Source organism: Paraburkholderia bryophila, from assembly GCF_013409255.1.
In the GTDB taxonomy this organism is placed as follows: Bacteria; Pseudomonadota; Gammaproteobacteria; order Burkholderiales; family Burkholderiaceae; genus Paraburkholderia.
In genome coordinates this window covers 4,376,320-4,395,604 of sequence record NZ_JACCAS010000001.1, presented here as the reverse complement: position 1 = coordinate 4,395,604, position 19,285 = coordinate 4,376,320, and the positions used below count along the sequence as shown (strand labels likewise).

At 64.3% G+C, this 19,285-nt stretch carries 18 protein-coding genes and 1 riboswitch; of the genes, 9 read left to right on the top strand and 9 right to left on the bottom strand.

The genetic code is table 11. From position 1 onward, the window contains the following. The first annotated feature begins 174 nt into the window (after nt 1-174). Nucleotides 175-2,220, top strand: coding sequence for an NADPH-dependent 2,4-dienoyl-CoA reductase (locus tag GGD40_RS19760; RefSeq protein WP_179744627.1), 2,046 nt, complete (start codon nt 175-177; stop codon nt 2,218-2,220). 148 nt (nt 2,221-2,368) lie between these two features. Here GGD40_RS19760 and GGD40_RS19755 read toward each other — a convergent pair whose 3' ends face one another. The 6 genes from GGD40_RS19755 to GGD40_RS19730 form a co-directional block, all read right to left on the bottom strand. Further along, nucleotides 2,369-3,301 (bottom strand): EamA family transporter, encoded by a 933-nt coding sequence (locus GGD40_RS19755; protein ID WP_176059707.1) that lies wholly within the window; start codon nt 3,299-3,301, stop codon nt 2,369-2,371. A gap of 367 nt (nt 3,302-3,668) precedes the next feature. Continuing rightward, a complete protein-coding gene (locus GGD40_RS19750; RefSeq protein WP_179703726.1) occupies nt 3,669-3,917 on the bottom strand; it encodes a pentapeptide MXKDX repeat protein in 249 nt (82 codons plus the stop codon). Nucleotides 3,918-4,087: 170 nt separating this feature from the next. After that, on the bottom strand, nt 4,088-4,879 hold the full coding sequence (locus GGD40_RS19745) for a molybdopterin-dependent oxidoreductase (protein WP_179744626.1): 792 nt from the start codon (nt 4,877-4,879) through the stop codon (nt 4,088-4,090). A 66-nt stretch (nt 4,880-4,945) separates the two neighbouring features. After that, the gene (locus tag GGD40_RS19740) at nt 4,946-5,596 is read right to left on the bottom strand and encodes a cytochrome b/b6 domain-containing protein (RefSeq protein WP_179744625.1); all 651 of its coding nucleotides are present in this window, start codon (nt 5,594-5,596) and stop codon (nt 4,946-4,948) included. A 123-nt stretch (nt 5,597-5,719) separates the two neighbouring features. Then, the gene (locus GGD40_RS19735) at nt 5,720-6,553 is read right to left on the bottom strand and encodes a DUF1223 domain-containing protein (RefSeq protein WP_179744624.1); all 834 of its coding nucleotides are present in this window, start codon (nt 6,551-6,553) and stop codon (nt 5,720-5,722) included. 230 nt (nt 6,554-6,783) lie between these two features. Further along, nucleotides 6,784-6,960, bottom strand: a complete 177-nt coding sequence (locus tag GGD40_RS19730) for a hypothetical protein (RefSeq protein ID WP_179744623.1) — start codon at nt 6,958-6,960, stop codon at nt 6,784-6,786. A 570-nt stretch (nt 6,961-7,530) separates the two neighbouring features. Between GGD40_RS19730 and GGD40_RS19725 the strand changes: the two genes are divergently transcribed. Both GGD40_RS19725 and thiC read left to right on the top strand, forming a co-directional pair. After that, on the top strand, nt 7,531-7,941 hold the full coding sequence (locus GGD40_RS19725) for a GreA/GreB family elongation factor (RefSeq protein WP_179703721.1): 411 nt from the start codon (nt 7,531-7,533) through the stop codon (nt 7,939-7,941). Nucleotides 7,942-8,104: 163 nt separating this feature from the next. After that, nucleotides 8,105-8,223, top strand: a riboswitch (TPP riboswitch). Nucleotides 8,224-8,358: 135 nt separating this feature from the next. Continuing rightward, nucleotides 8,359-10,290, top strand: a complete 1,932-nt coding sequence (gene thiC, locus GGD40_RS19720) for a phosphomethylpyrimidine synthase ThiC (RefSeq protein WP_179744622.1) — start codon at nt 8,359-8,361, stop codon at nt 10,288-10,290. Here thiC and GGD40_RS19715 read toward each other — a convergent pair. Then, nucleotides 10,284-10,445 carry a hypothetical protein gene (locus GGD40_RS19715; protein ID WP_179744621.1) on the bottom strand — a complete coding sequence of 54 codons (162 nt, stop codon included), beginning with the start codon at nt 10,443-10,445 and terminating at the stop codon, nt 10,284-10,286. The two genes, thiC and GGD40_RS19715, sit on opposite strands and share 7 nt — an antisense overlap. A 65-nt stretch (nt 10,446-10,510) precedes the next feature. Here GGD40_RS19715 and GGD40_RS19710 point away from each other — a divergent pair, with 65 nt between their 5' ends. From GGD40_RS19710 to GGD40_RS19695, 4 genes are all read left to right on the top strand, one after another. Then, on the top strand, nt 10,511-10,723 hold the full coding sequence (locus GGD40_RS19710; protein ID WP_179708563.1) for a glycine zipper 2TM domain-containing protein: 213 nt from the start codon (nt 10,511-10,513) through the stop codon (nt 10,721-10,723). A gap of 170 nt (nt 10,724-10,893) precedes the next feature. Further along, complete coding sequence (locus GGD40_RS19705) at nt 10,894-11,424, top strand: hypothetical protein (protein ID WP_179744620.1); 531 nt, start codon at nt 10,894-10,896, stop codon at nt 11,422-11,424. Between the two features lie 405 nt (nt 11,425-11,829). Beyond that, on the top strand, nt 11,830-13,428 hold the full coding sequence (locus GGD40_RS19700) for an L-lactate permease (protein ID WP_179744619.1): 1,599 nt from the start codon (nt 11,830-11,832) through the stop codon (nt 13,426-13,428). 356 nt (nt 13,429-13,784) lie between these two features. Beyond that, complete coding sequence (locus tag GGD40_RS19695; protein ID WP_257030440.1) at nt 13,785-14,711, top strand: DMT family transporter; 927 nt, start codon at nt 13,785-13,787, stop codon at nt 14,709-14,711. A gap of 516 nt (nt 14,712-15,227) precedes the next feature. On the opposite strand, the gene GGD40_RS19690 is transcribed toward GGD40_RS19695, so the two are convergent. Together GGD40_RS19690 and bamC are read right to left on the bottom strand one after the other, a co-directional pair. Next, nucleotides 15,228-15,383, bottom strand: a complete 156-nt coding sequence (locus GGD40_RS19690) for a hypothetical protein (protein WP_179744617.1) — start codon at nt 15,381-15,383, stop codon at nt 15,228-15,230. 261 nt (nt 15,384-15,644) lie between these two features. Further along, nucleotides 15,645-16,874 carry an outer membrane protein assembly factor BamC gene (gene bamC, locus GGD40_RS19685; RefSeq protein ID WP_179703715.1) on the bottom strand — a complete coding sequence of 410 codons (1,230 nt, stop codon included), beginning with the start codon at nt 16,872-16,874 and terminating at the stop codon, nt 15,645-15,647. Between the two features lie 458 nt (nt 16,875-17,332). Between bamC and GGD40_RS19680 the strand changes: the two genes are divergently transcribed. Both GGD40_RS19680 and GGD40_RS19675 read left to right on the top strand, forming a co-directional pair. Next, a complete protein-coding gene (locus GGD40_RS19680) occupies nt 17,333-17,797 on the top strand; it encodes a DUF2844 domain-containing protein (protein WP_179703714.1) in 465 nt (154 codons plus the stop codon). Nucleotides 17,798-17,908: 111 nt separating this feature from the next. Then, complete coding sequence (locus tag GGD40_RS19675; RefSeq protein ID WP_179744616.1) at nt 17,909-19,171, top strand: DUF3443 domain-containing protein; 1,263 nt, start codon at nt 17,909-17,911, stop codon at nt 19,169-19,171. The last annotated feature ends 114 nt before the right edge of the window (nt 19,172-19,285 follow it).

Genomic DNA, 19,285 nt, shown 5'->3' with positions numbered 1-19,285 from the left:
TCGATGGACGCTCGCTTCGAGCAATGCGTGTGCCGCGGGGGTCGAGTTGGCTCGTGGCGACGGAAGAATGTCTTACGGCGCAACGATTTGCGTGGATTAGAATTTTTCCTCGGAGGGTTGGTACGGCGCGCGGTGTATCGTTCGTCCGCGTCCCATACTTACACGGTCCCCCGCATGCCTTACCAACGCTTACTCGCCGAACTCGACCTCGGCTTCACCCGCTTGCGCAACCGCGTGGTGATGGGTTCGATGCACACCGGCATGGAAGACCGCTTCTGGCATTACCCGAAGCTGGCCGCCTATTTCCGCGAGCGCGCCAAAGGCGGCGTGGGCCTGATCATCACCGGCGGGATCTCGCCGAATCGCGAAGGCTGGCTGCTGCCGTTCGGCGGCACTTTGAACTCGGTGTTCGATCTGCGCAATCACCGGCAGTTGACCGAAGCCGTGCATGCCGAAGGCGGCAAGATCGCGCTGCAGATCCTGCATGCGGGTCGCTATGGGTACCAGCCGTTCGTGGTGTCGGCTTCCGCGCTCAAATCGCCGATCTCGAAGTTCAAGCCGCGCGCGCTGAGCGTGGCCGGCATCGCGAAGACCGTGCGCCACTACGCACGCTGCGCCCGGCTCGCGCAACGCGCGGGCTACGACGGTGTCGAGATCATGGGCAGCGAAGGCTATCTGCTCAATCAGTTCCTGTGCCCGCGCACCAACAAGCGCACCGACGGTTACGGCGGCAGCATCGAGAATCGCCTGCGGCTCGCGCGCGAGATCGTCGAGCGGGTGCGCGCGGCGTGCGGCGAACGCTTTATCGTCGTGTACCGGCTCTCGCTGATCGATCTGGTGGAAGGCGGCAATACGTGGGACGAGACCGTGCAGGTCGCCCAGGCGCTCGAAGCGGCCGGTGTGACGATGTTCAATACCGGCATCGGCTGGCATGAGGCGCGCGTGCCGACTATCGTGACGTCGGTGCCGCGCGCGGCCTTCGCCGAACTCAGCGCGCGGTTGAAGGCCTCGGTCAAGGTGCCGGTGATCGTGTCGAACCGCATCAATACGCCCGAGGTCGCCGAAGCGCTGCTCGAACAGGGCGCCGGCGATCTGGTGTCGATGGCGCGGCCGCTGCTGGCCGATCCGGAGTTCGTCGTGAAGACCGCCGAAGGCCGCGCGCACGAAATCAACACCTGTATCGCCTGCAATCAGGCCTGTCTCGATCACACGTTCAAGAACCAGCGCGCGTCGTGTCTGGTGAATCCGCGCGCGGGACGCGAGACCGAGCTGGTCTATCGTCCGGTCGCGGGTCCGCAGGCGGCGCGTTCGGTCGCGGTGGTCGGCGCGGGCCCGGCGGGATTGTCGGCGGCGACCGTGGCGGCCGCGCGCGGGCATCGCGTGACGCTGTTCGATGCGGGCGCAAGCATCGGCGGCCAGTTCAATCTGGCGATGCGCGTGCCCGGCAAGGAAGAGTTCAGCGAGACGATCCGTTACTTTCAGAGCCAGTTGCAGCGACATCGCGTCGACGTGCGGCTCGACACACGCGTCGATGCCGCGCTGCTGGCGGCCGGCGCTTACGACGACGTGATCGTCGCCACCGGCATCGTGCCGCGGCGGCCGGCGATTAGCGGTATCGACGGGCCGAACGTGCTGTCTTATGTGGACGTGTTGCGTGGCGCGCCGGTCGGGCACCGCGTCGCGGTGATCGGCGCGGGCGGCATCGGCTTCGACGTCAGCGAGTTCCTGCTGCATCGCGCCGGCGAGCCGCTGCCGACGCCGCGCGATGCGTGGCTCGACGAATGGGGCGTGGATCTCGCGGTGCGGGAACGCGGCGGCCTGAAAGCGCCGTCGACGCCGCAGCCGCCGCGCGATATCTGGTTGTTGCAGCGCAAGGCCGGCAAGCTGGGCATGGGACTCGGCAAGACGTCAGGCTGGGTGCATCGCGCGACGCTGGCGAGAAACGGCGTGAAGATGCTCGGCGGCGTGTCGTACCGGGAAATCAGCGCGCGCGGTTTGAAGATCGAGCGTGACGGTGTGGAGGAATGGCTTGAGGTGGACACGATCGTGGTGTGCGCGGGGCAGGATTCGCTGCGCGATCTGCATCCGGTGGCGGCGGAGGGTGCCGCCAAGCAGACTGGCGGTCCGCGCTATTACGTGATCGGCGGCGCCAAACTGGCGGGTGAACTGGATGCGAAGCGCGCGATCCGCGAAGGCGCGGAAGTGGCGGCGGCGCTTTAGTTAGTTAAGTGCGCGGTTTGCGCAGGCTTGGACTCAGGCTAAGGCTCGGATGCGGCGGCGGCGCTTTGCTCAGCCGCGCGCCGCGCTACCAGGTCGTGCTATCACGGCAGGCTCGCAACGCTGCGAGCCTCGCCTGCCCTTGGCCGCCTCAAGCGGCGAGCCCCTTCTTCCTGTAATCGAACCAGAACGACAGCCCCACGCTCGCCAGAATCACCACGGTCGCGATCACGGTGGAACGCGTGACCGGCTCACCGAGCAGCAGCGCGCCGAGCGCCACCGCGACCACCGGGTTCACGTACATACAACTGCTGGCAATGATCGGACTGGTGTGCCGGATCAGAAAGCCATACGCGACATACGCGGCCATCGTGCCGACCAGCATCAGGTAGATGAACGCCAGCACCGGCAGAAAATGCACGTCGAGCATCCGCTCGCCGGAGACCCACGCGACCATGCTCGACATCGCGCCGCCCAGCCCGATCTGCAGCGAGGTCGACAGAAACAGGTCTGAGGGCAGCTTCAGCCGCCCGGCCAGATGCGCGCCGCCGGCCCAGAACAGTGCGCCGCACAGAATGGCCAGACTGCCGCCCGCCGAGCCCGGCGAGCTGTCGCCGTGGCTAAGAATCGCGATGCCGACGAGCCCCAGTCCGACCGCGAACCACTCGCCCCGGCCGATCTTGCGCCCCGCCACTGCGGCGATCACCGTGGCGAACAGCGGCACGGTGGCCACCATCACTGCAGCGGTGCCGGTGCCGACGGTGCGCATCCCGAACGCCAGCATGCCGCTCGACAAACCGACCAGCATCGTGCCGACCAGCCCGGCATTGCGGATTTCGGCCACGCTCGGCCAGGCCGGCTTGCGACGCACCGCGAAGATAAAAAGGCCGATGCCGGCAAACAGATTGCGCATGCCCGACAGCAGCAGCGGCGGAAACGAGCCGAGGGCGACATGCACGGCGAGATAAGTCGAGCCCCACACGAGATAGACGACGCCGAGCGCCAGCGCGATCTGGCCGTTGCGCGACTGCGGCAAGCGGATGGGGAAACTGCGCGGAAAGCGATTAGGGAGTTGCGGCGACATGCGTTCAACCCGCCCCGACCGCTTGAGGTCCGATGCCCCCGCTGAAGACCCGGTGGCGGGATGGCGGACACCGCATCGGCGATGCGGTCGGACGGGCGAGGCTGGCGGACATGTGGTGGAACGGAAGGACGATAAATGGCCAAAGGGCCACAGCGCCGCGGCATTCGAACGGAGTCGATTCGCGGCGAACACGCGCCAAATGCTCGGCGCGCATCGCATTATGCAGTAAGCGCCCACCGCGTCAGTCGAAAGAATCGTAACTTTTTGGCGTACTTGCAACAAAAAAAGCCGGGGATTTCTCCCCGGCTTTGGCACCGCTTTCGGCGCCGCCTCGTTCACGCTATGCGGGCGGCATCGACAGCATGCGTCAGTTGGCCATGGCGCCCGACGCTTCGTGCTTCATGCCCATCGCGTCGCCGCTCTTCTTCATCTTGTCGTGCTTCATCGTGTCCTTTTTCATCGTGTCTTTCTTCATCGTGTCTTTGGACATGGAATCCTTCGACATCGTGTCTTTCGACATGGCGTCGTTGGACATCGCGCCGCTGGCTTGCGCGAACGCGGCGCCGCCGCTGGTCAGAAGAGCGACAGCCACTGCTGCGATTGCGAATTTTTTCATGGGATAACTCCGTTGTTGTGGATGATTCAAAACCGGTCGATCCGATCGCCTGTTGCCCTCATGCTCTGATCGTCTGATCGCCGGCGTATTTCCGAAGCTTCTGCCGCCCGGGGGTGCGTGAGGAGCCTGGCGACAATGCCGCTCGCCGCCCGTCGCGCGACCCGCGTGCGTCAGGAGCCTCCGAACCAGTTGTAGCCCTGGTCGACCCAATAGCCGCCGGGGAACGTGTTGGTGACGAACATCTCGACGATGTGCTTCGGATTCTTGTAGCCGAGCTTGGTCGGCATGCGCAGCTTCATCGGGAAGCCGTATTTCGCGGGCAGGCGCTCGCCGTCGTACTCGAACGTGAGCAGCGTCTGCGGATGCAGCGCGGTCGGCATGTCGATGCTTTCGTAGTAGTCGTCCGCGCATCTGAAGCCGACGTACTTCGCGCTGGTGTCCGCGCCGATGCGCCGCAGAAAATCGCCGAACGGCGTGCCGCCCCAGCGGCCGATCGCGCTCCACCCTTCCACACAGATGTGCCGAGTGATCTGCTCGGCGTGCGGCAACGCGTACAACTCGGGCAAGCTCCACGCGCGCTGGCCTTTGACGAGGCCGCCGATCTTCAATTGGTAATCGGAGCCGTCCACTTCGGGCACGTCGTCGATACCGTAGAACGCGTTGAACGGGAACGGCCGCGTGATCTGCGCTTCGGTGTAGGTCGGCGCGAGCTGCTTCGGATCGAATAGCGCGGCCTGCGCGCGGTCGTTCAGGCGCGACACGGCGGTCAGGAATTTATTGACCGAGTCGTTGTCGACGAGCGAGCAGCCGGTCAACATCGACAGGCCGCCGAGCGTCAGCAGACGCTGGCCGAACAGGCGCCGCGACGGCATGGTGAGTTCGCGGCGGGCGTCGATCAGGATCGACTCGCGGTCGAGCGAGTGGCCGATTGGCCGCGAGGGTTTTCGAATGGGATTGTTCATGATTCGATATCCATAACTTTCGGTTTCGGCGGCTCAGCGGAGGCTCGATGGAGGCTCAGTGGAAACTCAGCGGCCGCGCAGCATGGCCAGCAGCGAGCGCGGTACGAGCGCCACCATCGCCAGATGCACGGCGATGAACGCCGCCATCAGCGACATCGCGCAGAAGTGAACGATGCGGGCGTTGTCGTAGCCGCCCATCAGGTCGCGCAGCAGCGGAAACTGCACCGATTTCCAGATCGCGAGACCCGACAGCACCAGCGCGATCAGATCGCAGACCACGAACAGGTAGGCGAATTTCTGCACCGCGTTGTAGACGCGCAGATCGGCGTGTGAGAGCTTGCCGGTCAGCGCGGCGACAAAGTCGTGCAGCACCGCGCGCGGCGACACCGGCAGGAATTTGCGCACGAAGCGCCCGCTCGCCAGATTCAGCGAGAGATACAGCAGACCGTTGAAAACCAGCAGCCACATCGCCGCGAAATGCCATTGCAGCGCGCCGCCGAGCCAGCCGCCAAGCGTGATGCCGGGCGGGAAGCGAAACCCCGGAAAAATCGGTGATGCGTCGTAGATGCGCCAGCCGGACAGCATCATCAGGATCGCCGCGAGCGCGTTGAGCCAATGCGTGACGCGCACCCATACCGGGTGAATCGCGCCAGGGGTCGGTACGGCGGGCGGTGCGAGGTGTTGGTCGCTCTCGCGCAGTACGTGAGGGGTTGCCATGAAAATCTCCTGTCGAACAGAGTGGGCGTGTCATCTAGAGTTAACGCTGTCGCGCCGACTCGGGTCCCATAGCGCTTACCCTGGTCCCCTTCAAGATCGTTGCGTTGAACGGCCGGACAGCGCTCACTGGCAGGCGGCCAGTTCGGCCACTTGCAGCACGTCGCCGGTCGCATCGTTTTCGACGAAAGCCACCACGCCGAAACGATCGGCACTGCCGCCGGCATCGGCGCCGTTCGCGTCGACGCGAACGGCGCGGTGAATCTGCGCATTGCCCCCGACCAGCGGCACCGGACCGATCCATTGCCGCACCACCCGCTCGTGATGCAAGGTGGCTCCGCTGTTTTCGCCGGCGCCGACGTGCGAGCTCAGCGCGTTTTCATACACGGCGACGTAGGCGTTGAGTTGCCCGGACGCGTCCGCGGCCTTGCTGGTGAATTGCGCGGAGACATTGAAGGCGCCCGGCGCCTGCGGATTCAGTTCGACGGCGACGTTCGCCTGTGCCGGTTCGGCGACCACCTTGCCGATGCGGCTATCGAAACTGTCACGTTGCGACCAGCTACGCAACTCGCGGCCCGACACGAAGATTTCCGGCGTATAGATGGTGTGGCCGCCGGCCAGATCCGTCAGCGTCTGCTGGCGTTCGGTGAAGCGATGTTGCGAGAAACGGTCGGTCCAGCCGAGACTGTTCCAGTAATCCACATGCAACGCGAGCGGCACGATGCTTTGCGTCGCGCCGCTGTTTTTCCACTGGCTCAGCCAGTTGTCGGCGGGCGGGCAGCTATTGCAGCCTTCGCTACTGTAAAGCTCGACGAGCGCCACGCGGTGCGCCGGGCTGTGCGCGCTGCAGACGGCGGCGGCCGCGTTGGCGAGGCCGCTGGCCGCGAGCAGGCTGACTGCGGCCACGCAGGCGATGGCTCGCGTGAAGAGGCGGGCTGAAGAACGCGTTGGCGGCTGCATTAGCGGCTGCGTTGTCGGCCGCACAAGCGGCGGCGTTTCCGGCTGCACAAGCGGCCGAGTGAACAGTTGCGTTACTGACTGCGTTAATAGCCGATAACCAGCGCGGCGGGTACGGGCGGTTTGCATGACGTGCTCCCATCAGGATCTGCACGTTTGTCGAACCGCCCGGCCGCTTATGACAGGTCTTTCCAAATTTATTTCTATTGGCCTGGCCGCTCAGCGCGAATGGCTCAGTCGTAACTCATCACCACCGTCACGCGCGTGTCCGGTGCGACGTTTTTCGGCGACAACGACATCACGCCGCCGTCACGGCCGAACTTGTAGTGACCGTCGCGAGTCGCCGAAGCGAGCCGTCCGTCGCTCTCGACGAAGCGCGTGGCCACGCTGCCGCTCGAAGCCGAACTCACACCACCGTTCACCTGCAGCGCAACATCGGCGCCCGCGATCACCCCAGGCGGGCCGCGCAGCGCGACTCGTCACGCTGAGTACGGCTCGTCTGACAGGCGCGTTAACGGCACCGGCATGCGCGGCCTTGAATGACACACCCAAGCAAAGCCGAATCCGTCGCCACGCAGACGGCTCGTCGCGGCGTCGAACGAAGCGACGCAAGACCCCGTGCTAACATTCTCCTTTCAATTGCGCCGCGTTCGATGCACCCGCGGCGCCGAACCGATTCGATCCCGAACTCTACCGGTCAACTCCATGCGCTTTCCGATTTCCCGAGCCCACACCCGCTTGCGCCCTTGCCGCGCAACCGGTTGCGCGCGCAAGGAATTCGCTCCGCAGCGCAGCGGCGAGCCGGCCCGAATGCTTCGTCGAACGCTTCTCCGAACACTCCCCCGACTTCTCCCGCTCTCCGCCGCCCGGCGCCCGATCTAACGCAGCCCGCTCCCTTGCCCGAGCCGCGTAGTGGGGCGCCGGGCCGATCTCCTCCGCATGCCGTTCCCTTACCCGCAGATCGCACTGGAGTACCCGTCGTGAAGAAGACGAAAACCTGTTACCTGACCGAACTCGACGTCGCCCGTCTCGAGAAGCACGCGGCCGCGCCCGGCGCCGACGCCCGGCTGCAAGACATGCTCGACCAGGTCCTCGAACGCGCCGTGATCGTCGACTCGCGCGAGATTCCCGCGAACATCGTCACGATGAATTCGCAGGCCATTCTCGTGGACGAAACCAGCGGCGAGCAGATGACGTGGACCGTCGTCTATCCGCCTGAGGCCGAGTTCGCGCGCGGTCGTCTGAACGTGTTCTCGCCGCTCGGTCTCGCGCTGCTCGGCGCCAAACGCGGCGAGAAGATTCGCTTCACGCCGCCGAGCGGCGCCGAGAAAGTGCTGAAGCTCGAGAAGATCCTGTTCCAACCCGAAGCCGCCGACGACTTCACGCTGTGAAGCGGCCACGCAGCGGCGCGAATCGTTGCGCCGCAGCATGCCTGTGAGGCTTATCTCTAGAACAATAGGTCGCGGCCGGCGGCAGTGATACCCGCAGTGATACCCGGTATCCGACTTTTCAAGACAGGTTGCCAAGCAGCGCCCGGCCGGTGTATCGTGTGCGCTGCTAACGCGGGGGTCCTGCGTCGCACGGAGGTTGGAGGTCCGTGCTGCGTGGGTGAGAAATACCCTTTGAACCTGATCTGGATAATGCCAGCGCAGGGAAGCGTACGGATTTCGCACCTGGTCTACTGTTTCATCTCTCGCGATTTCCGACTTCTTCCGTCTCGTCTCCTGCTTAGCCGCCCCACATTGCATTGGCATGGGACCGGAATAGGCATTCAAGCGCCAACTCCGGTCAACCTAGGAGATAAACGCATGAACGCCAACCCGAAATTCCTTTCCGCCGACGCGCACGTCGACGAAGCCGCTGTCGCGCCGCTGCCGAATTCCCGCAAGATCTACGTGACCGGCTCGCGTCCCGACCTCCGCGTGCCGATGCGCGCAATCTCGCAAGCGGATACGCCGGACAGCTTCGGCGGCGAGAAGAATCCGCCGGTCTATGTCTACGACACGTCGGGCCCCTACTCCGATCCGGACGCCAAGATCGACATTCGCGCCGGTCTGCCCGCGCTGCGTCAGGCGTGGATCGAAGAGCGCGGCGACACCGAAGCGCTGACGGGTCTGTCGAGCGACTTCAGCCGCGAACGCGCAGCCGACACCGCGACCGCCGAACTGCGCTTCCAGGGCCTGCACCGCACCCCGCGCCGCGCGATCGCCGGCCAGAACGTGTCGCAGATGCACTACGCCCGCAAGGGCATCATCACGCCGGAAATGGAATACATCGCGATTCGCGAGAACCAGCGCCGCGCCGAGTATCTGGAAAGCCTGAAGACGAGCGGCCCGAACGGCGAAAAACTCGCCGCGATGATGGGCCGCCAGCACCCGGGCCAGGCGTTCGGCGCGAGCGCGTTCGGTCCGAACGGCCTCACCGCGATCACGCCGGAATTCGTGCGTGAAGAAATCGCCCGCGGCCGCGCGATCATCCCGAACAACATCAATCACCCGGAAAGCGAGCCGATGATCATCGGCCGCAACTTCCTCGTGAAGGTGAATGCGAACATCGGCAATTCGGCCGTGACGTCGTCGATCGGCGAAGAAGTCGACAAGATGACGTGGGCGATCCGCTGGGGCGGCGATACGGTGATGGATCTGTCCACCGGCAAGCACATTCATGAAACGCGCGAGTGGATCATCCGCAATTCGCCGGTGCCGATCGGCACGGTGCCGATCTATCAGGCGTTGGAAAAGGTCAACGGCAAGGCCGAAGATCTGACCTGGGAAATCTTCCGCGACACGCTCATCGAACAGGCCGAGCAAGGCGTCGACTACTTCACGATTCACGCGGGCGTGCGTCTGCAATACGTGCCGATGACCGCCAAGCGCATGACCGGCATCGTGTCGCGCGGCGGCTCGATCATGGCGAAGTGGTGCCTGGCGCACCACAAGGAAAGCTTCCTGTACGAGCATTTCGAAGACATCTGCGAAATCATGAAGGCCTATGACGTGGCCTTCTCGCTCGGCGACGGCCTGCGTCCCGGCTCGATCTACGACGCCAACGACGAAGCGCAGCTCGGCGAACTGAAGACGCTCGGCGAACTCACGCAGATCGCGTGGAAGCACGACGTGCAGACCATGATCGAAGGCCCCGGCCATGTGCCGATGCAGTTGATCAAGGAGAACATGGACCTGCAACTGGAATGGTGCGACGAAGCGCCGTTCTACACGCTGGGACCGCTCACTACCGACATCGCACCGGGTTACGATCACATCACGTCGGGTATCGGCGCGGCGATGATCGGCTGGTTCGGCACGGCCATGCTGTGCTACGTCACGCCGAAGGAACACCTCGGCTTGCCGAACAAGGACGACGTCAAGACCGGCATCATCACGTACAAGCTCGCCGCGCACGCCGCCGATCTGGCGAAGGGCCATCCGGGCGCGCAGGTGCGTGACAATGCACTGTCCAAGGCACGCTTCGAATTCCGTTGGGAAGACCAGTTCAATCTCGGCCTCGACCCGGACAAGGCGCGCGAATTCCACGACGAAACGCTGCCGAAGGATTCGGCCAAGGTCGCGCATTTCTGTTCGATGTGCGGTCCGCACTTCTGCTCGATGAAGATCACGCAGGACGTCCGCGAATTCGCCGCGCAACAAGGCGTCACCGACGACGAAGCGCTGAAGAAAGGCATGGAAGTGAAGTCGATCGAGTTCTTGAAGAAGGGCGCGGAGATTTATCAGCGTCAATAACGGTTGAAGCGTTTGGCGGGTGATGCGATTGCATCGCCCTTGAGCGCACGAGTTTGTGCTGCAGCACCGAAGCCCGCCTTTGCGCGGGCTTTTTTGTTGGTTTTTTCGTTGGCTTTCTGGTTGATCGGTTCGTTCAGCGGCTTACCACCAGGCACGCCGCATGCTGACAGAAGGGAAACGCTGGATTACGAACAACTCACTTTCCACGGGAGTCAGCATCATGAAATCGATCCGACAAATCAGTGCGCTTGCCACACTTATCGCCGTGGTGGCCAGCCTTTCCGCCTGTGACGACATGAGTCGGCAAGGCCGCGATACGGCCATCGGCGCGGGCTTGGGCGGCGCGGCGGGCGCGGCGATCGGCGGCAATGCGCTGTCGACGGTGGGCGGTGCGGCGGCGGGCGGCATCATCGGTAATCAGGTGGGCAAGTAACGGTTTCGCGCGAGCGGCCGACATCGGCGACACCGGTCGGCCGCCTCGCCCATGCTTTGCAATGACCTGAAATAAGCCGTTACGGTTTTGCAATCCTGCACGCATCCTACGCGGCGTAAGCTCATGGGATAACGCCGCCGGCCGGCGTTCGATATAACCAGGAGCGCGTCATGAAGTCCCGCGTCGTCAATTCGTTCCGTGCGTTCGGCCAACGGCTGCCGCGCGGTTTTTATCGTCGCCTGTCCAGTCTTTCGCAAACCGGTATCGCCCTCGGCGGCGCCGTCTGCGTGCTGACGCTGTCCGGTTGCTATTACCCGTACGGCTATTATCCGGGCGCTTACTCGCCGTACTACGCGACGGTCCCCGCCGGCGCGACCCAGCAGGATCTGGGCGTGGCGCAAAACGATCCCGCAGCAATACAACAACAGCAGCAACTGCAGGCACAACAGGCACAACAAGCGCGGGCGGCCCAGCAGGTACCGCCGGCCACCTACGCGACCGCAGTAGTTCCGCCTCCGCCGGTCTATGTCGCGCCGGCTTATCCCGCCTACTATGCGCCGCCGGTCTATCCGGCCTACCCGGCCTATTACGGCGGCTATCCGGGCTGGTATGGGCCGTCGGTGTCGATCGGCTTCGGTTTCGGCGGCTACTGGGGCGGCCATGGCGGCTGGGGCGGCGGCGGGCACGGCCACTGGCATTGATTTGTGCTGATTGGCGCTGATTGACACTGATTGGCGCCGGTCTTCTCCGCTTCTCCCTTTCTCCGCTTCTGCTCGCGTATCGGGTCGCCGGTTCCGTTCGTGAACCCTCGACCGGATACGCTCGCGCGACCGTCTCAAGCGCCGCGCGACACCCCTGTCATGCTCAACGCGTCGCCCGATCCGTCAGGCGACGCGCAACGCTGCCCCGCCTTCGTCCCGCGCCCGTAGTTTCCCCTCTTGACCTGCCCCAGCCGAGTTCTATGCTTCTGTAGAACCGCACGCAGTACCCGTTTAAATAAGCGCCCCGGCCGACCTCACCGTTGCCTCCGGCGCCCATCCGTCCTAACGACGCGCCCCTTAGTGTGTGGTCCCGCGTCGAGTCCGAACAACAACGAAGGAGACGCGATGTTTCATCAACTACTCACTCCGGTCGGCAACGCTTTGCTGCCCTCATTCCTGGTCGCCGCGCTGCCGATCATCGTGGTGCTGCTCCTGCTCGGCTGGGCACGACGCCCGGCCTGGCAGGCGTCGCTCGCGGGGCTGATCGTCGGTCTGATCGTGGCGATCTTCGTCTGGCAATTCCCGGTGGGACTCGCCTTCGACTCGGTCGCCAACGGCGCCGTGTTCGCCTGCTGGCCGGTCATGTGGATCGTGTTCACGGCGATCCTGCTGTACAACATCTCGCAGCGCTCGGGGCGCTTCGCGGCCTTCCGCATGTGGATGATCGACAATCTGCCGAACGACCGGCGCGTCGTACTGGTGGTGATCGGCTTCTCGTTCGGCGCGCTGCTCGAAGGGATTTCCGGCTTCGGCACGCCGGTCGCGATCACCAGTTCGCTGCTGATCCTGCTCGGCTTTCCGACGCTCGAAGCGCTCACCTTCACGCTGATCTTCAACACCGCGCCGGTCGCGTTCGGCGCGTTGGGCGTGCCGATCACCGTGCTCGGCGCGGTCACGCATCTGCCGGCCGATACGCTCGCCAAGATGGTCGGCCGCCAGTTGCCGTTCTTCGCGTTCCTGCTGCCCTTCTATGTGATCGGCGTGTACGCCGGCTTTCGCAACATGCTGCGCGTGTGGCCGGTGCTGCTGGTGTCGGGCGCGAGCTTCGCGCTGACCCAGTTCGTCGCGTCGAACTACGTGAACTACAGCCTGACCGACGTGTTGTCGTCGATGGTGTCGCTGATCCTGACTATCGCGTTCCTGCGCGTCTGGCGGCCGGCGGTGGATCCGAAGTTCGCGATCAACATCGACCGGGTCGGCGAGGTGCGCGGCAAGATCGGCGGCGGCCAGGGCTGGTATCCGTGGATCATCGTGTCGGTGGTGGTGATCATCTGGACCATCGCGAAGATCTTCCTGATCGGCGACGTCAAGGTGCCGTGGCCCGGACTCGACAAGGCCGTGTTCATTACCCTGTACAACACGCCGTATAGCGCCGTGTGGGACTTCCAGCCGCTGGCCACCGGCACCGCCATTCTGGTCGCGGCGATCATCACCGCTTTCGTGGTCGGGCTGAGCGCGAGCGAGTTCGGCAAGGCGATCGCCGACACCTGGGTGCAGACGCGGATCGCGATCCTGACGGTGGCGACCATCGTCGGGCTCGCGTATCTGATGAACTACTCGGGGCTGACCTACACGCTCGGTCTGGGCGCGGCGTCGGTCGGAGCGTTCTTTCCACTGGTGTCGGCGTTCCTTGGTTGGGTCGCGGTGTTTCTGTCGGGTAGCGATACATCGGGCAACGCGCTGTTCGGCAACCTGCAGGTGGTGGCGGCGCATCAGTTGAATCTCAATCCAATCCTGATGGCGGCGACCAATTCGTCGGGCGGCGTGATGGGCAAGATGATCTCGCCGCAAAACATCTCGACCGGCGTGGCGACCACCGAGCTCAAAGGCAAGGAAGGCGTGGTGTTCGCGCGGACCTTCAAGCATTCGATTCTGTTGACGGTACTGCTCGGGGTGTTGGTGTGGCTGCAGCAAAATGTGTTGCAGGGGATGATTCCGCATTAGGAAGATGGGAAGGCAGTCGGCCGCTGCCTACCTGCGGCCGACTTCCGTGATTCCGTACCTCCGTATTCCCGTACTCCGCGACTCGGCGCTACCGCAAAATAATTCACGATCTCGCCGTATGCGCGCCACCCCGCGTGCACCTCCCCATCCGCGCAGCCATCGCCATCGTAATTTTTCTCACATCAGCGTGAGAATTGCTCGTTTTGCATACGCCGCTCCAGCGCTTACGATCCCCTTTATCCGACGCCCCCCACTCTCCCGCATCTTGCCGTTTCATTCCAGGCTGAAACGTTTCGCGCGATCGCGCTGCTACGATGCGCTGGCGTCTCGACTCAACCGCGCGCGGCGCCACTTCGATGAATGCTAAAAACCTGCTCCAGTTGCTGATTCTCGCCGCCCTATGGGGCGCGTCCTTTCTGTTTATCCGCGTCGGCGTGGCCGATTTCGGCGTCGCGCCGCTAATGGCGCTGCGTGTCGGCATCGGCGCGGCCTTCCTCATCATCGTGCTGATCGCGCGTCGGCCGTTGCAGCAATCGGCGACGATCCTGCGCACGCGCGCCTTTCCGCTGCTGGTGGTCGGGATTCTGAATTCGGCGGCGCCCTTCTGCCTGTTCGCGTACGCCGAGCTGACGCTGTCGGCCGGCGTCACGTCGGTGATCAATGCGAGCACGCCGCTGTGGGGCGCGCTGGTCGCGTTCGTCTGGTTGCGCGACCGGCTGAGCGGACTGCGCACACTCGGCCTCGTGATCGGCTTTCTCGGCGTGTTGATGCTGGTGTGGGACCAGATCGCCGCGCCGGGCAGTTCGGCGGCCACGCCGCTGACCACCGCGCTGGCGGCCGGCGCGGCGCTCGGCGCCACGCTGCTGTACGGCATCGCCGCCAACTACACCAAGCGCCACCTGACCGGCGTCGATGCACTCACCGTCGCCGCCGGCACGATGACCGGCGCCACCATCGTGCTGCTGCCGCTCGCGGTGATCTACTGGCCGGCCGCGCCGATCTCGCTGCATGCGTGGGGCGCGGTGATCGCGTTGGGCGTCGCATGTACCGGCGTCGCGTATATGTTGTTCTTCCATCTGATCGCGGTGGCCGGACCGGCGCGCGCCATCACGGTGACCTTCGTGATTCCGATTTTCGGCATCTTGTGGGGCGCGCTGTTTCTCGGCGAAAGCGTGTCGCCCGGCATGCTGGAAGGCTGCGGCGTGATTCTGGTCGGCACCGCGCTCGCTACCGGCGTCATCAAGCGGCTGCCGTGGGTCGGGCCGCGTCGCGCCGATACCTGAGTAGGAATGGGCTCGGGCTCAGGAATGGGCTCGGGCTAGAACAAAGTTCGGCGCTCGTCGCGTTGTCTCGTTGTTTGCGTCTTCATCGGCCACGTATTGCGCGTCGCCAAAAAAATAGCCCGCACTCTTTCGGAGTGCGGGCGAAACCGTCGCCCTACGAGGATAGGCGACGGGGCCACCGAGGCCGCGCGCGCGTTGCGCAGGCCATCATCGGGCTCAGCACCGGTTCATCGTCCGATGCTGGAATCGTCTGGAACCCCTGCTTGGAAAACCACGTCGGCTCAACCAATCCGGCCCCATGAATCTATAAAAGCAGCTTGTGTGCCAGTTTCTGGAAGTCAGCGGATAAATCTCGCAAGCGTTTGATTTTTATTGGAATTTATGGCGAGAGGGTGAGACGGAGGAAGGTGGCAAAGCAGGCTTCGGCAGTTACGTCACCGGGGTAACGTCACGTTACATGCGGCCGCACATGGCGACCGCATACGTTCGATTCATACGCGGCCGGCACGTCGGCGCTCAATGGGTAGGCCACTTCGGACGTTGCGCCGTACTGTGTCGCAGACGCAGCCCCGCCGGCGGCCGCAATTCACGCGGGTTCAACGCTGCGCCGCACACAAGCGCCAGGACGAGCAAGCTCGCCGCCCACATCCAGTAAGGAATCACGTCGAACATGGCCAACTCCGGTTGATTGCCGGCTCATCCCGGCATGTCGGAGTCAAGCAAAACACGTGCTCGTCGTCAGGCCACCGTCGGGTCGGTGTCGGATGCGGACTCGCCCGGCGGTGGGTGAGTACCCGGCAATATTCGCGGGCGAAAAAAAACCCGTCCGGGACGAATTCCGGACGGGTTTTTGGAGTGCTGTGGCCGCCTGCCGTGGCTTACCGCGGTTTATCGCGGCTTATCGCCACTCGCGGCAGGCACAGCAGCTACGACTCAGTGCAACTGGTCGACCATCAGACTCATGATCTGCTTGGCCTGCGGTGTCTGATCGACATCGCCCTTGTCGTTGACCACGGCTACTCGAGTCTGGTTAGGCGTGACCGCGCGAACGTTCACCAGATACTGCTTGGCAACCTTTTCCTTCTTGCCGTGGAAAATCTGGCTCCAGAAGCCCTGCTCCGCCGACGTCAGATCTTTCGGATCGACATAGCGCACGAAGTACAGGCCACGACTCGCATCGCGGTCGTCAACCGTGAAGTTGCTGCGATCCAGCGCGAGGCCCACGCGCAACCACGCGCGGTCGTACGGCTCGCCCAGCGTGAGCTCGGTCGACGAGAACTGCGCCTGCGTGTTCGGCGTGTCCGCGTCCGGCATGGGCTGCTGCGCCGACAGCGCGACGTTTTGCGCCGCGGTGGCCGCTGCCGCCGATTTGGCGCCTGCGGTAGCCGCGTTCGGCGCGGTTTGCGTGCCGGCCGGCGACAGATCCGCGCTTTGCGTGTCGCCCGATTTGCGCGAGTCGGCCAGCGCCAGCGCCGCCATCAGCCGCTTCAGGTATTCCTGCTCGAGGCCCGGATCGTTCGGCTTGGCTTCCCACTTGGTCGAATCGTTGTTCGTGCCGGTGATCGCCTCGCGCAGCCCCTTCTGGCTGATGAACACATACGTGCCGCCGTTCGGCGCCGTTTCGAGGCGCGTGCGGTACTTGTTGCGCTCCGAACTCACGTAGCTGTTGCCCATGGCCTTGGACAGCGTGCTGCGGATCAGGCCGTCGTTGATCTGCGCGTGGGTTTCGTTCCAGTCGGTTTCCATCACGCCCTTGTCTCGCTGGTCGACCACCAGCAGAAAGCCCTGCTCCTGCCAGAAGCGGCGAATCTGCGCCCAGGCCTGCTCGGGCGACTTGTTGTCGATCACCAGCCAGCTTTCCGTGCCGTCGCGCTGGATGTGCATGCCGGTGACCGGCGGCACCACCACCGTGGTATTGGCCGACGGGGCTTGCGCCTGAACCTGCTTGAGCGTGGACAACGAGGTTTCGCCGCCTTGCGGAGGCAACGAACGCTGATCGGCCGTCTCGTCGATCATGTTCGGCGGGACGGCAAGTGACACCTGCTTCGATTTCGAGTCGCTCTTGTAGTCGATTTTGGTCGGCGACGACGTGCCGCAGCCGGCGACCAGACCGCCTGCCATCAGCATTACTGCAAACCGCTTGGTAAGACGAAGATCAGTCATGTTCGGGGAATCCTTCCGCTACGCCACGGCAAGTTTCCGTGGATCAACCCAACATTTTACCGATCCCGGCGAGTCGTGTGCAAAAACTGGGGTTTGCCTGAGAAATGAGCAGCGTGCGCGGTCTCGTCGAGCCGCTGGGGCAGCACGTTCGCGCTACGTCTTTGCGACGCTCGCGAAGCGTTTTCTGTCACGGAAAAAAACTCGGCCGCGATCGTTTTCAACCGGCTTCCATGCAGCATATTTAACAATCCGCAACGTTTCCTAAATCGTTGTCAGACGTATCCGACATCTGCGTCAGATCCCTGTTTTAAAGGCCTTTTTTGCTCGTCTCGCACGCCAATTTTGAGACTGCTCGATCCAGCGAATCGCCCGCCAGAAGAAGATCAGGAAACCTCAGTGTTATCTTGAATTGGACGTCTCAATAAAGTTTGAGCGCTTCCATCGCGAGATCGACTGCTATGCAAAAAACGCGTGTTTGTCAGGCCCTGACCGTCTCGGCGCTGGCTTTTCCCCTCCTCTGCGCGAATGTCCCTGCGCACGCCGAATTGGGCGGCGCGATGCCGCTCCAGGCCGATTCGACCGGCGCCATGCCGCAAACCCTGCTGAACGGCGCGCTGCGCCTGCGCACGCTGACCGATGCCGGCACGACGACCGTCAACGAGTACGCCACCAGCACCGGGCGGATCGTCGCCTATGCGTGGCAAGGCCCGACCATGCCGGATCTGCAGGCGCTGCTGGGGCCGTACGCGGCGTCGTACCGCAGCGGCGCCGCCGCGTCGACGGCGAGCGGCAATCTGCACGCGTCGCGCGTGGTCCGCCCGGACGTGATCGTGGAGTCCGGCGGTCCCATGCGCGGCTATGTGGGACGGGCGTGGCTGCCATCGGCATTGCCGGCCGGCGTCGCGGCGGATGACTTTCGGTAATGGACGGTGGCGGGCGATGTGTCCGCCCGCCGTGCATCAAGCCCCAAGCCCCAAGCCCGAAGCCCCAAGCCAGCACTCACAAAAAACAACGCGCCGGAGACCTCTCGCACCATGACCCCGTCCCTCTCTTTGCTCACGCTGGTCCTCGTTTCCGCCGCGCTCGCGGGTTGCGGCGGCGGAGGTGGCGGCAGCAGCACGCCGACCAGCGCCACCCAAACGGGCGCAGTTGCCCCGCTCGGCGCCAGCGCACCGGCCAGCGCGTCCACGCCCGCCGCCAGCACGTCGGTGCCGCAATCGACCCTTCCCAACGTCCAGCCGATCGCCGTCACCACCGCGCCGGGCCTGACGCGCAACATGCTGACGACGAGCGTCACCGTCTGCCAGCCCGGCACCGACAACTGCGCGACCGTCGACAATATTCAGGTCGACACCGGCTCGCACGGCTTGCGGATTCTGGCCTCGGCGCTGCCGGCGAGCCTCCTGCTCGCGGCGATCGCATCGGGCGACGGCATTGCCGGCGAGTGCGCGGTGTTCGGCGGCGGCTACGCGTGGGGCGCGGTGCGCAGCGCGGACGTGCGCATGGCCGGCCAGCTAGCCGCGTCGATCCCGATCCAGTTGATCTCCGACCCGGCGGCGCCGACCGTCCCCACCGACTGCGCCGCCTCCGGCCCGGCCATGCTGACGGTCGCGAGCCTGCGCTCCAACGGCATTCTCGGCGTCGGCCTGTTCGCGGCCGACTGCGGCGCCGCCTGCGTCAATGCCGCCTTGCCGCGCTGGTACTACAGTTGCGACGCGAACGGCGCCTGCGTAGCGAGCGCTCAGGCCCTCGCTCAGCAGGTGACCAACCCGGTCAGCCGCTTCGCGCTCGACAACAACGGCGTCGTGATCGACCTGCCGGCCATCGCCGACAGCGGTGCGGCCAACGTCGCCGGCTCGCTGATCTTCGGGATCGACACCCAGGCGAACAACACGCTCGGCGGCGCGAGCGTCGTCAAAGCCGATTCGCAGACCGGCTTCGTGGTCACCACGAGCGCCGGACAAACGTACTCTCAAAGCTATATCGACAGCGGCTCGAACGGGCTCTTCTTCAGCAATACGCAATTGCCGCAGTGTGGCTTCTGGTATTGCCCTAGCGCAACGCAGGCCGCCAGCGCCGCGATTTCCGGCACGAACGGCGCGTCGAACCCGGTGTCGTTCGAAATCGGCAATTCAAACGTGCTGTTCGCCTCGGCGAACAACGCTTTCGACAACCTGGCCGGCGTGGCCGGCAGCGGCTTCGGCTGGGGCCTGCCGTTCTTCTTCGGACGACGTGTCTACACCGCCATCTCGGCACGCGTGACGTCGGCGGGACCGGGGCCTTATTACGCTTTCTGAACCTGGGGGCGGTTCTGACAGATTCGCCTTACGCGCGGCATCGAGACGGCGCTTTCAGATGCGGAAACTTCTCGAATCCGTGGGACAGGTCAATTTGATATTTGTCGGCTGCGA